The 13,396-nt window shown below is 50.1% G+C and carries 9 protein-coding genes, 1 tRNA gene and 3 pseudogenes; 9 read left to right on the top strand and 4 right to left on the bottom strand.

The genetic code is table 11. The features are described 5' to 3' along the window. The first annotated feature begins 4 nt into the window (after positions 1 to 4). From AC1RL4_RS15775 to AC1RL4_RS15740, 8 genes and pseudogenes are all read left to right on the top strand, one after another. Positions 5 to 700 (top strand): ABC transporter permease, encoded by a 696-nt coding sequence (locus AC1RL4_RS15775; RefSeq protein ID WP_019651467.1) that lies wholly within the window; start codon positions 5 to 7, stop codon positions 698 to 700. Continuing rightward, entirely contained in the window at positions 697 to 1,386 is a 690-nt protein-coding gene (locus AC1RL4_RS15770) for an ABC transporter permease (protein WP_007897471.1), read from the top strand. Before AC1RL4_RS15775 ends, AC1RL4_RS15770 begins: the two co-directional genes overlap by 4 nt. Beyond that, positions 1,367 to 2,597, top strand: a pseudogene (locus AC1RL4_RS15765) (methyltransferase). The gene AC1RL4_RS15770 and the pseudogene AC1RL4_RS15765 overlap by 20 nt, the downstream one beginning before the upstream one ends. Before the next feature lie 337 nt (positions 2,598 to 2,934). After that, positions 2,935 to 3,099: pseudogene (locus tag AC1RL4_RS15760) on the top strand (FkbM family methyltransferase); the annotation flags it as partial. 78 nt (positions 3,100 to 3,177) lie between these two features. Next, positions 3,178 to 3,253, top strand: a tRNA-Thr gene (locus AC1RL4_RS15755). 164 nt (positions 3,254 to 3,417) lie between these two features. Then, on the top strand, positions 3,418 to 4,746 hold the full coding sequence (locus tag AC1RL4_RS15750; protein ID WP_493119683.1) for a tyrosine-type recombinase/integrase: 1,329 nt from the start codon (positions 3,418 to 3,420) through the stop codon (positions 4,744 to 4,746). Between the two features lie 904 nt (positions 4,747 to 5,650). Beyond that, positions 5,651 to 6,628, top strand: coding sequence for an integrase domain-containing protein (locus AC1RL4_RS15745; RefSeq protein WP_493119681.1), 978 nt, complete (start codon positions 5,651 to 5,653; stop codon positions 6,626 to 6,628). Then, positions 6,625 to 6,951: pseudogene (locus tag AC1RL4_RS15740) on the top strand (hypothetical protein). The gene AC1RL4_RS15745 and the pseudogene AC1RL4_RS15740 overlap by 4 nt, the downstream one beginning before the upstream one ends. 6 nt (positions 6,952 to 6,957) lie before the next feature. On the opposite strand, the gene AC1RL4_RS15735 reads toward AC1RL4_RS15740, so the two are convergent. From AC1RL4_RS15735 to AC1RL4_RS15720, 4 genes are read right to left on the bottom strand one after another with little or no spacing between them, the layout of a single operon-like run. After that, on the bottom strand, positions 6,958 to 8,745 hold the full coding sequence (locus AC1RL4_RS15735; protein WP_493119679.1) for a DUF2326 domain-containing protein: 1,788 nt from the start codon (positions 8,743 to 8,745) through the stop codon (positions 6,958 to 6,960). Next, on the bottom strand, positions 8,742 to 8,972 hold the full coding sequence (locus AC1RL4_RS15730; protein WP_200866307.1) for an ABC-three component system middle component 8: 231 nt from the start codon (positions 8,970 to 8,972) through the stop codon (positions 8,742 to 8,744). Before AC1RL4_RS15730 ends, AC1RL4_RS15735 begins: the two co-directional genes overlap by 4 nt. Then, positions 8,965 to 9,912, bottom strand: a complete 948-nt coding sequence (locus AC1RL4_RS15725) for an ABC-three component system protein (protein ID WP_493119677.1) — start codon at positions 9,910 to 9,912, stop codon at positions 8,965 to 8,967. The genes AC1RL4_RS15730 and AC1RL4_RS15725 overlap by 8 nt, the downstream gene beginning before the upstream one ends. A gap of 28 nt (positions 9,913 to 9,940) precedes the next feature. Then, positions 9,941 to 11,737, bottom strand: a complete 1,797-nt coding sequence (locus AC1RL4_RS15720; RefSeq protein ID WP_493119675.1) for a hypothetical protein — start codon at positions 11,735 to 11,737, stop codon at positions 9,941 to 9,943. Positions 11,738 to 12,377: 640 nt separating this feature from the next. On the opposite strand from AC1RL4_RS15720, the gene AC1RL4_RS15715 reads away from it, so the two are divergent. Further along, the gene (locus AC1RL4_RS15715; protein ID WP_493119673.1) at positions 12,378 to 13,391 is read left to right on the top strand and encodes an SIR2 family protein; all 1,014 of its coding nucleotides are present in this window, start codon (positions 12,378 to 12,380) and stop codon (positions 13,389 to 13,391) included. Positions 13,392 to 13,396 lie beyond the last annotated feature (5 nt).

Here is a 13,396-nt window from a genome sequence, read left to right as displayed (position 1 = left end):
ATCCATGATTATCGACCTCTACGGATTCGGCCCGGCGCTCGCCGCTGGCGCGCTGATGACTGTGAAACTGGCACTCTCGGCCTTGTGCCTGGGGCTGGTGCTCGGTCTGCTCGGCGCCTTGGCCAAGACTTCCCCGTACAAGCCGCTGCAATGGCTTGGCGGCACTTATTCAACGCTGGTTCGCGGCATCCCGGAATTGCTCTGGGTGCTGTTGATCTACTTTGGCACAGTCAACCTGATGCGTGCGCTGGGTGAGTTCTTCGGCAACCCCGAGCTCGAACTCAACGCCTTTGCCGCCGGTGTGATTGCGCTGGGGCTGTGTTTCGGCGCCTATGCCACGGAAGTGTTTCGCGGGGCGATTCTGGCGATTCCCAAAGGTCACCGTGAAGCCGGTGTGGCCCTGGGCCTGTCGAAATTCCGCATCTTCACCAAGTTGATCATGCCGCAGATGTGGCGCATCGCCCTGCCGGGCCTGGGCAATCTGTTCATGATTCTGATGAAAGACACTGCGCTGGTATCGGTCATCGGCCTGGAAGAAATCATGCGTCACGCGCAAATCGGCGTGACCGTATCCAAGCAACCGTTCACCTTCTATATGGTGGCTGCCTTCATGTACCTGAGCCTGACCATTCTGGCCATGACCGGCATGCACTTTATGGAACGACGTGCCGCTCGCGGCTTCGCGAGGAGCACCCAATGAATTGGGAAGTCATCATCAAGTGGCTGCCAAAACTGGCTCAGGGCGCGACGCTGACCCTGGAACTGGTGGCCATCGCCGTGATTGCCGGGTTGCTGCTGGCAATTCCGCTGGGCATCGCTCGCTCATCGCGACTCTGGTATGTGCGGGCATTCCCCTACGGCTACATCTTCTTTTTCCGTGGCACGCCGTTGCTGGTTCAGCTGTTCCTGGTCTACTACGGCCTGGCGCAATTCGATGCGGTGCGTAACAGCTCGATGTGGCCGTACCTGCGCGATCCGTTCTGGTGCGCCACCGCGACCATGACCTTGCACACCGCGGCCTACATCGCCGAGATCCTGCGTGGCGCGATCCAGGCGATTCCACCGGGCGAGATCGAAGCGGCGCGGGCGCTGGGCATGTCCCGGGCCAAGGCGTTGTTCTACATCATGCTGCCACGTGCTGCGCGTATCGGCCTGCCGGCGTACAGCAACGAAGTGATCCTGATGCTCAAGGCCAGTGCCCTGGCCAGTACAGTGACCCTGCTGGAGCTGACCGGCATGGCCCGCACCATCATTGCTCGCACCTACCTGCCGGTTGAGATCTTCTTCGCCGCGGGCATGTTCTATCTGCTGATGGCTTACGTGCTGGTGCGCGGCTTCAAGCTGCTGGAGCGCTGGTTGCGCGTCGATGCCTGCCAAGGGCGTTGATGCCTGCGTGCTGACGGGCGAGCCCCTACTCGCCCGCTTCGCTGCGCTGGATGCTTTTCTGATCGAGCATCAGGCGCTGTGGAAGCCCCGACCGTTTACCCATCTGCAACTACCCTGGGAAGCGTCCTACCCGGAACTGGCGTTGTGGCTACGCGGGCGGTCGCTGGAAGATGCGGAAAACAGTCATAACCAGCCTGGCTGGCTCGATGCACCGGAGCCGTTTACTTCATTGGCAGCGATGTCTCTTGAGCTGAGTGCGGTAGGTGAATTGCCGGCTCGTGCACTCGAAGCGGCGGGCCATCGGCTGAATGTCGATGTACCGGGGCGCAAGTGGCAGCAGATTGAAGCGTTCGCCGGCTGCTTGCAGTTTGCCCGTGCACCGACGCATTGGCTGGACTGGTGTTCGGGCAAGGGCCATTTGGGGCGACGCCTGCTGCAAACTGGTCAACAACTGACCTGCCTGGAATACGACCCGGCACTGGTCGCCAGCGGCGAGGCACTCAGCCAGCGCCATCAAATGCATGCGCTGCATGTCGAACAGGATGTACTCGCGCCTGGCGCAGCCTCTTTATGTGAATGCCGATCACACACCCGTAGCACTACACGCCTGCGGGGATCTGCATGTGCGACTGATCCAGCTCGCCAGCGCCGCCGGTTGCAAACAACTGGCCATCGCACCGTGCTGCTACAACCGGATCAGTCTGAACACCTATCGGCCACTTTCCTGCGTGGCTGAGCGCTCCGACCTACACCTTTCCCTCGATGATCTTGCGCTGCCGATGAGCGAAACCGTCACCGCCGGCGCACGCGTCCGACGCCAGCGCGACACCTCCATGGCCCGGCGCCTGGGGTTCGACCTGTTGCAACGGCAATTGCGCGGCGTCGACGAATACCTGCCCACCCCTTCCCTGCCCAGCGCCTGGCTGGACAAACCTTTCGCCGATTACTGCCGCGATCTGGCCGCACTCAAAGACTTATCCACAGTCCGCACGCCAGATTGGGCCGCACTGGAAGCCGCCGGTTGGCAGCGACTGGCCGAAGTGCGCAACCTGGAGCTGCTGCGAGGCCTTTTCCGACGGCCGCTGGAGCTGTGGCTGGTACTCGATCGGGCACTCTTTCTCATTGAGCAGGGTTATGTCGTTCGTCTCGGCACCTTCTGCGAATCCCCGCTCACACCACGCAATTTCCTGCTCCTGGCAGAGCGCCCTTAAACAGCTGCAACCTGTGGATAACTCTGTTGATGGAATTATCGTGGATCCAATATCCACGCTGTTTTACGCCTAAAACACTACTGGTCATTTTTTGTTCACAAAAATAAAAAACCCGTAAAACAGGCATTTGCGGACAAATGAGAACGAGTCCACAAAAGCGCAATGATCAAGCAGATTCCGCCAGCCCGTTGTGCATAAGCATTCAATCAAAACGACATAACCGCCGAATTCCGGACATCACGGGCGGGAAATTGCGCCTTGTAATCCCTCTTGCTATACACGCATACGAGGGCGCCGACAGTGCGGCCATGAACAAGAAAAATCTTCGACCGTGACGTTCTGCAGAGGCCATCAATTCAGCCACCCCGTCACCAACACCAAAAACCACCTCCCCGCCGCCCTGCAACGCGCTGAACACGCCGAAGCGCAACTGCGGGCGATGCAAAACAGCCGAGCCTGGCGCACCCTGCAGAAACTCAAGAAAGTACTGCATCGCGCCTGACCGAAAGCCTGCGCAAAAATAGTCTGAATTCAGGGGTTTACAGAACCAACCCAATCGCTATAATCGTCGCCCTGACACGCCGGTATAGCTCAGATGGTAGAGCAACTGACTTGTAATCAGTAGGTCCCGGGTTCGATTCCTGGTGCCGGCACCACATTAGGCTCCATTGCATTCCACCGAATGCTCTGGAAGCCCCGAAAACCCGCCCTTTGGCGGGTTTTTTCGTTCCAGGACCCTCTGTCGGGATCCAACAAAATCCCCCTTCCCCGAGGGTATGTTAGGGGTACTGCGATTTCCCGGTCAGGAGCGCGTACCCCTATGCCACGTCTAGCGATCCCCCTCAGCGACCTGCAATGCCGCACGGCCAAAACCCGCGAACGCGCCTACAAACTGTTCGACGGCGGAGGCATGTACCTTTTCGTCAAACCCAATGGCGTGAAGACCTGGCGCTTAAAGTACACCAAGCCCAGCGGCAAGGAAGGCACGCTCATCATCGGCAATTACCCCATCGTTACCCTTTCCGTCGCACGACGTAAGCGAGACGAAGCCAAAGCGTTGCTGCTCGACAACCTCGACCCAATGGAAGAAAAGAAAAAGGCCAAGATCGTAGCCCAGCGGGCGGCACTGCTTTTCGAAACCGTTGCTCTGGAGTGGCACGCCGACATGTCCCGTCGCTGGACCGAAGGACACGCAAAAACCGTGATGAGCCGACTGCGTACCCACGTCTTCCCGCTGATCGGCCAACGGCCCATCGCCGAACTCGATACCCACGACCTGCTAGAGATCATCCAGCGCATCAAGGAACGCGGCACTATGGATGTGGCGTTAAGGGTACAGAACTACTTATCCACCATCATGCGCGGGGCCAAAAGGGCTCGGCAGATCACCATGAATCCCGCGCTGGATCTGGCAGGCTCGATCCACGCGCCGCGCACAGTCCATCGCCCGGCCCTTTCCCTCAACCGCCTACCCGAACTGCTACACCGCATCGACAACTACAACGGCCGCGAGCTGACGCGCCTTGCCGTCCTGTTGACGCTGCACGTATTCGTCCGCTCCAGCGAACTGCGCTTCGCACGATGGAGTGAGTTCGATTTCCAACGTGCCATGTGGGAAATCCCCGACACGCGCGCAACGATTGAAGGGGTACGCAACTCCACACGTGGGACCAAGATGAACGGCGACATTCAAATGGTTCCGCTATCGCCGCAGGTCATCGAAATACTGGAGCGCCTGCGCAGCCTCAGTCGTTTTTCAGAGTTAGTGCTACCGGGCGACCACAAGTACTGGAAGCCCATGTCCGAGAACACGGTGAACACCATGCTCCGCAACGTCGGCTATGACACCAGCAAGGATGTGTGCGGCCACGGCTTCAGGACCATGGCCTGTAGCGCCCTACTGGAGTCCGGGTTATGGACCGACGCAGCCATCGAAAGACAAATGAGCCATAAGGAACGCAACCGCGTGCGCGCCGCGTATATCCACAAAGCTGAATTTCTGGAGCAGCGCCGGCTGATCATGGCGTGGTGGAGCAACTACATCGACGCCAACCGCCATGGGCATGTGACGCCTCACGAATTCGCTCACCCGGTCGGTGACAACATCACCGCCCTGCAAAAAAGCCGTGGCGCATTCAAACGTGGGTAAGCCTGTGAGATCACCGCAGTCCGCCCTTCCACGCGGGTCCATCCAAACAGGGCTGCAAAGCCGCCCTGCTTGGATGGACCTCACTTAAAAAATTAAAGCTCACGCAACTGTCTGTGGAAAACCACGGATTTCCACCGGTGGATAATTTCATCCACAGCCGCAGAGTTCCCGAAAATTCGAGCCTTGACCCGAATTATCCACAAGCGTAGAAAAGATCGGGCAAAGCGCTGTCGTTGACAGCAACCCAGGTAGCCAGAACCTTTAAGGCTACGCCACACAGTGGCGGTTCTCCCAAAGTGCGATTAGCGTCCGGCGGCTCGCACGGTCACTCACTGAGTGATGGATGCCTACTTCAGATCGTTGCCATTGCGGCAAATACATCCCCCTACCCAGCTGCCCTGCAGCAACCTTTCCGCTTGGCCATTTCACTGCGCCAACCTGCGCCCGTCTCTTTCTCCCGGAAAGAGACGGGCGCTCCTACCGCTGCTGCAGCCCATCTCGTACAAGGCTTTGCGGCATTCCCCCTCGTGACAATCGGCGTGACAAACACCGAAGTCACCAGCAACAGCGATGCAGATGATGGTGCCGCAGCCCACGGAATGGACTGCACCTGACTGACAGTCAGGCATGCCCCGATCATCGCATCACTGCTTTCACCCGACTCAGGATCTCGCAGCACCGGTCTCGTCAGCCAGTGCTGCCTCCACCCGCCCACTTCCTCGGAAGTGCTCAGGAGGCCAGATCATGAGATGCCCAAGCTCCCGGTCGTAAAGAGCCGCCAGTCCCGCGTTAGTGGACAACCCTCACAGGTCGCAGGGGCCTTGATCCCTGATAACACTCAACATTCTTGGCGGGATGACGTGGGGAAGGTTTTAAAAGTTTTGGCTTCGAGAGGAGTTCGATCATGGCATTGGTCGGTAGACGGGATGGGCGCAATTTTGGCTATGGACGGCAACTGAGTTATGCGGGGCCGCAAGCGCTGAAAGATCTGTTTGGCGGTGGGCATTACGGGACGGTCAAAGCGCACAGTGATCGCTGGCAGGCGTTTGTTCGGTGGTGTCGGTCGGAGGATGGACCAGGATTTAACGATGCGCAGCAGATTGATCGGCAGACCTTACTGGATTACGCAGGACACTTACGCCAGCAGGTTGCACAAAGAGCTATCTGCATCGCGACCGCGCAAAACCGATTGTCCAGCGTGAACCGAACCATGGCCGCGCTTCGCGGTGATCAGTCCGTGAAAGTACCGAGCCCAAGCAAGGCGTTGGGAATGCAGCGGGCCAGTGTTCGTCGCTCAGTGCCGCAAGGCCAAGACCGCGAACAGGTGAAGCGGATCATCGACGCGCTCTGCGAACAGAATCCCCGTGCCGCAGCCGTTATGCAGTTGGCACGCGCCACTGGCATGCGATTGCGCGAGGCGATTCTGGCCGACCTACCACGCCTCAAGCGCGAAGCCAAACATTACGGCAAGATCAATATCCAGGATGGTACCAAGGGTGGACGCTCGGGGGCATCTGCGCCTCGCTGGATTCAGGTAAATGTTCAAATCCACGAAGCACTCAGCTATGCCGAGCAGGTCTCTCCCAACGGTAGTTGCAACCTGCTGGCACCGAACGAAAGCTACTTCGACTTCCAACGGAGAGTCGTGCGACCCGTCCGAGACTTCCTATATACGAACAACCTCAAAGGCTTCCACGAACTGCGCGCGGCTTACGCATGCGAACGCTATGAGCAGATCACCTGTCACCTAGCGCCTATCAACGGCGGCAGATGCAGCCACCTAGATCTGCAACTCGATCGAGAGGCACGCTCACAAATCAGTTATGAACTGGGGCATGGTCGAATCGACGTGGTATCGGCCTACATTGGTGGTCGACAATGATCAGACTATTCGATATGGAGCTGTTCCTGGTGGGGGTCCTGACAGGGTCGCATGCCACACGCCAGCGCCATCTACGCCAAGCAAAGACCATTCAAGCCGCGATCTCTGATCGCTGGTACCGAGATAATCCATGGACGTAGCAGCACAAGCATCTCACCTGGTTTCTAAATCAACAAACAGCCGGCTCCCATTACTATTACCTTCTAACCTCGAGGCTGATAGTTCGTCGACTAGGAAAAAAATGGGTCTTAAACACTAACCCCCCTGACAGAAAAAATTATCGCATCAATGACCTTAATGGCCATAATACAAAAAAACTCTAACTCAAACTACCAAGTAGGTATATTAAACAATCTGCCAGAACTACCTTCGTCATGTAGCACGCGGGCTAGTTCATACTCCGAGAATACAACGCCATCTGGCACGTCGGAGTCGATTGTAGTCAAAATATACTGAATCCCAGAGAGACTCGATGCTGTTCGGACGTACTCAATAAACTCAATTTTCTTTCTATCGTCAAGTGTCTCCAACCCACCATCATGATATAAGAACCGCACAAATTCCATTTTTGAATACGCCATTGCGACAGCGATATCAAAGCCTATACACAGCATTTTTCTGTAGCTATGCCCATCACTCTCTCCAGTTATTCGTCCTAGACCATTTAAAAGACCAGCCGAATATTCCAAATTTCCTTCAGCATTTTGCTCAGTTATTAATACTCCGTCCTTATTTAATACTTCCGTTACAAAGTTCGCAAAATGCTCTTTGATCCCTTTATAGATTCCATCATTCGACCGGATGACCGAATCGCGATTCATCCTAATCTTCTCTACAACCTCATCTTTTTCTCGAATCAGCTTTCTACAATCAGCCTCCATACTTTTCACAGAAGAGTTCACTTCCAACCTTCGATTCAGCTCGTAAATGTAGGACTTCTGTTCAGAAAGAAGATCTGACACTTCTTGATACTTTAAAAAAACATCTTGCGAGCGTAGATACCCCAATTTCTTTGAGCGTTCTTCACTAAGCTCAGAAATAGAGCTAGCTATTTCAACAAGTTCGCTTTCCAGCTCCCCTATTTGCTGAAAAATAAACCCTTGACGCTCAATAGTTATTTTACGATTAAACTCTACCAGCTCCCCAAATGTTCGCTTAAGCTGACCATCAAATATAACACCCGACTCCTCGAAAAGCTGAGACAAACTGTCCAACTCGATTTTAACATCGCTCGATGCCAAGGACTTATTGAGTTTCTTTAACCGTGCAGAAAGATAGTATCTTAAATTATTAAGATCACTTATCTGTGAATTTATACCCTCCGCGAGTTCTTCAATATAAAGCACATCAGTGCTATCAAAATTAAAATTCTCCAACTGCCATTCCAAATCAGAAACTTGATTCTTTTTCACGTCAAGCAGGTTCAATATCGTTTCTTCTTGATCGCCTGCAGTCAAGCCTATAGCGGATTTTAGCTTAGCGATTTCCTCCCGCAGAGCCTCAACCTCGCTCTTTAGCAAGTAATTTCTCTTCAACGAATGCGAGTCAAATCCCAGAAGGTGTCCAACATATGGTTTCCAATAGACATGTTGCCCTCTATGCTTATCCAATTGAAAAACATCCGTGTAATCATCCTGACCTCTTAGACAGTAAGCGATAGCATCACGATAACTCCATGGATCAATAACCAAGAGATTAAGGTAAGAGTCAAGAACAAGGCGTGCTTTGTCGATTGCAAGATCACTATAATCCCAGAGCGCATCTTCTAAACCTCGAAAGCATTGTTTAGCTTTTGAGTGTTTCCTTAAAAAAATTCGAGTGTTTTTTGATACTCCGCGCTTTACAGTTAAAAACTCACCGGAGTTCAGCTTAAGCTCAATGTAAAATTCATATTTTTCAAACACAGGAAAAAATTCAAACAAGAAGAAAGTCTTGTGCCGCCCTTTCAACAAACAAAAATCAATAAGTTCTGCCAGTTTGCTTTTACCTAAATTATGGGCATCTGTCGATTTCAAGGTCTTATTAAAAACCCTACCAAGTATGACATTAAAACCATCATGGAAATCAACAGTAGAAAATTCGCTTTCGAAATTTGAATATATTCTAGAAATTTTCATGGTCCGACATACTCGATAAGATCATTCTTACGGTGATAATCAACCAACCCCAAAAGAAAAAGCAACTGCAAGCTCGGTTTAAATAAAATATTTGCCCTAGCATCGTAAGAATTAAGCTTTTCTAGCAAATCAGAATAGCTCTCAAATTTAGACTTCTTAATGGAGCCCAATAAAAAACCAGACACTGCCAGAACAGTGAGATCGGGATGAGAGTTCTTATTAGGCATTAGCAACATCATCATCTCCAATGTCGCAATGATAATACATATAATACATCATAGATCTGGTTAACTGTTTGTTCCCTTTTAGTTCAACATCCCGTTCCAACAGCAGTTCGATCAACTTCTCTAGCACAACATCAAAACTCTGACCAGGGATTCGAAGAGCGATAATTTTCGCAGCCAGTTCTTCAGATACGCCTAAGTATAGCCTCTGCAAATCATCGTTTTCAGGCATCGCGAGGAAGTCCTGGATGAGATACATGTCTTCAATTTTTCTTTTTATGAGCTTAGAATATTGATCAGAAAGACTATTTATCTCATTCTTTCTTTCAAAATCAGTTCTAAATATTCGGGTAGATATGTCGCGTTTAGTTATACCTCCTAAGCCATTACTAAGCCCTACTATAATACTAGCTAGGTCATCTGGCTCTATGTTCAAAGGCATCTCGAATGGGTTTAAACCGACAGCAGCTGGAATGTCGGGGTAGAATTTCAAATAATTTTCAAAACTCTCGATACCAACCAATCCAATATTCTGTTTGTCGAGGCCAGTCTCAAAAGAGATAAAGTTCTTGATGGCCTCATTCGCATTGCCTGGAAGCTTTCTATTTGAAAAAAGCAAATAGTTACTTAAACCATCGTTATCGATCAGTCCCTTAATCTTTAAAATCTCACCATTGACAGCCGACGAGGCGACTCCAAAGAAGTCAGGGTCTGAAAATTTCTTATTGTATGCCAGCGTATGTTTTGCTTGAATCACAGTTAAACCTTTCCACGGCTTTGATCTGCTTGGAAACAATTCTGCTTCTCCGTGAAAACGGGAATCGCGCCCACCATCTGGCCCATCAGAAAATGTTTCAGTGCCCAAACCTAACAGCCGATAACAAACGTGAATTACCAGAGTCTCAAATTGCGTCGGGGATAATTCACTATACTGATATTTCATACCTGCATCCTTCTCAGATATTTTTATTTCATGGATTACATAGAATATGAGGTTGAACACCATATTCCTTACAAGCACCAATGAAAGTATTGATCAGCCAGATCAACTGAATATAATGCGGCCGACACGTCCCTGTTTGCGCCAACTCATTAAATTGAGTTTCCAATACACTCTTTTTTAAAAATGGTGTTGCCAACACTATTTTTCTCACTGAGTTTTGATTGGATGTAATCGCGTTTAATGCGTTTTCAATATCTGTCCAATTTTTTCCGCCTCTGACTCTAGTGATTTGAGTGTTTTCGTAGAAACCTATCCAATCACGATCATGTTTTTCTCTAAATTCAATGGTATCAGCGAATGTGCGTCCAATATTTTTTAGGCCTTGAGCAACCACTTCATGAAAGCTACTTGCACCGTAACTTTCACCTTTAACAAATTTTGAATGTATGAACGATATCGCCGGAGGATTAGCATTGGGTTCAAAGAAAATATGGTCAGCCCATTCGTCATTCATATCGTCACATACAGTGACCCCATCAGGCAGGCATACTAAATCTTCAACCTTCCGAAACAACGATAACTCAGGAAATTTATCGATACCTGGTGGATACCTTCTATCCTCATTCTTTTCCTTTTCACTACGAACTCCAGAAAAATCGTAGTTAGGATTAAATATAGATAAGACCGCCGGCAAATTATTTAATAATTTCTTGTCTTCGAAACAGTCTCTTCCGAAGTAGGCATACTTCGGAGTATTAAACATGATCGAAAACGGCTTGTGGGTATTGATATATTTCGTCAATGACATGCTCTGTTCATTTTCAATATACAGCAAAATATTATCTGTGATTTTTGATTTGAATGAAGCCACCCGCTTTTGCAAAGTTACAGCGCCTGAAACTTCTTTCCCTTTAAAAACCATCGTCCCTCCCGCCACAACCTTAGCCGGCGTTTTGAAACAATCGAATAGACGCTTCATTTGAAGCGGGGACATCGCCTCCTCACCTCCACCGCGTAAAACCTTTATTTCCGATGCGGAGTTTCCGGACCTGATTAGCTCATCTAATTCGTCAAGATTAATAAACAATGCGATAGGCTCGAAACCTTTTTGGACAATTTCCTCAAGCGTAATAGGTGAGGCAAAGCCATTAATGAACTCGCTTTTGTTTGCAAGATTTTTAATTTCCTGCACCGTGGCCATTACCCACCTTACGACTTCATTTAAATTAGATCGTTTATCTCTCAGGGTTACTCTAGACGCGTTAGGTGTCAAAGTAATCGTATCCCCTTGCACCTTTATTCTAAAACTTTGTGGTATAGAACGGCTTGATGAGTTCGACGAAAGTATTCCATTTAGCCGTCGGGCTTCATACGCTCGGCTTCTAATGACAGCATCCGAAATCGCCATGTTACTCATTGTAACTTTTTCATACTCCGGGTCGTTTCGCCCTTGGAAATTTGTAAATTTCTCATACTCGAACTCATCTAAGAACTCGGAAAACTTCTTCTCCAGCGAGGAAACATGCTTCTTTATTATAGCTACAGCTGAATCGTACTCTACGATTAAGGCAAACGCGTACTTCTCCTCACGAATATCGGTCTGATCCAAAAATGAGGGTTCACTAACAATTTTGTAGGCGACCGCAGAACATAAAACAACTTCTTGATTAACAACCACCTCTTCCTTGATAATTCTTATTAAGAACCCACCTATTTTCTCAGAAGATATATCTTTAAATACTTCAGATATTTTCTTTTTTGTTATTTTTTTCTTAATTTTATAGAACTGTGCGCTTTTCCCAAGATAAACATTCGTGAAATCCATCTGCATACTTCCTTGTTAGTCGCAAGGCCACAATCATACCAAATGGCCTTGTGCCAGCCTAGAAATCTCGAACAGAAATAAGACAACGCTTCCAGCGCAAATCTGGAAGGCTGAAATTACATGACTTCAGGAAGCGTTATCTGAGCATTAAAGATATTAATTATCGGATAGGAGCAATTCTTATTCGACTCCAATAAAAACCATAACCAGCTGATTTATTTATAGTTACCGGTTGAGGAAGCCAAATTTTCCACCAACATCTAGACCCGCGAGAAACCTAGTCTCGCCGAAAACTACCGTTCGTCTGGTGCCGCACCATACAAAACGAAGGCGCGCAGAAATGCAGGCCCTTGTTGTTTCTAGCATTCAGAAAATCCAACGGCTACAGCCCCTGCAAGAGAGCTGACGCCAGCCTGCGATAAGGCCTGAAAGATCTTCAAAATTGTCGATTTTCGGGGGCATACCACGATTCCTAGCTTAAATGAATATGCATAGGCCAAATTAATCGTGGTATTTCCCGGATTTTCACAAATTGACAGAGGATTGTGTAAGGTGATTATCTCAAGGGTATTGAGCCTTGTAGGCTGATAGGCTGCAGGCGTAGTTTTTTCGGATCGACACAAACGGCAAGGATAGAATTTTGTCAGACCTGAATTTTGAAAAACAAGCGCAAGACTATTACAACAAGGCTCCCCTTATCATCCTAGGCAGCGGTGCATCGGCTGCCCATGGCATGTCTGGCATGTGGGCGCTTGCGAAGCACCTGGTCGCAAATACCGACATTTCAGGATTATCCGCTGGCGAGATAGAAGCCTGGGAGAAATTCTGCCAGGTCTTAGATGCTGGGGTTGATCTGGAGTCGGCGCTGCACCGGGTGGCTGTTACGGACGAGCTAACTTCCAGAATTATCAAAGCAACCTGGTCGCTTATCAACGCTGAAGACATTCACATTTTCAACGAAAGCCTTCAGGACCAGGCGATGTTCCCGCTGAGCCGACTGCTGCGCCACATGTTCAAAAGCAGCCTCACCAAATTAAACATCGTTACTACGAATTACGACAGGCTCGCCGAATATGCCTGCGATCAGGAGCGGATTCACCATTACACGGGCTTCACGCACGGGTTTTTCCGGCAACTGGCCGCGCCGAATGAGATTAATTCTGCCCGCAGAGTCAATATCTGGAAGGTTCACGGCTCGCTGGATTGGTTTAAATCGCCGCTCGAAGACATTGTGGCCCTTTCAAATATTCAAGGGATACCTGTCAATTACAAGCCGGAAATCGTGACTCCGGGCACTCAGAAATATCAAACGACGCATTTAGAGCCGTACCGCTCAATCATCAACAATGCTGACCAAGCCATTACTGCGGCGAACTCTTACCTGTGCATTGGCTACGGCTTTAATGACGAGCATATTCAGCCGAAACTCATGGCGAGATGTCAGCGTCAGAATACCCCGATCACGATTATTACCTATGCGCTTTCAGACGCGGCCAGGAAGCTAATTACTGACGGCAAGGCGCAGAATTACCTGGCAATAGAGCGGGGAGCAACAGACGACCAGTCCATCGTCTACTCCTCTTTGGATAAGACTCCAGTGACCGTTGAAAAAAACATATGGAGTCTTGAGGGTTACCTGTCACTCATCATGTAGGAAGA

This window comes from Pseudomonas sp. GW822-FHT07A10, assembly GCF_058798795.1.
Note: the sequence above shows the minus strand (reverse complement) of the source record. Positions and strands in the feature narration are given on the sequence as shown.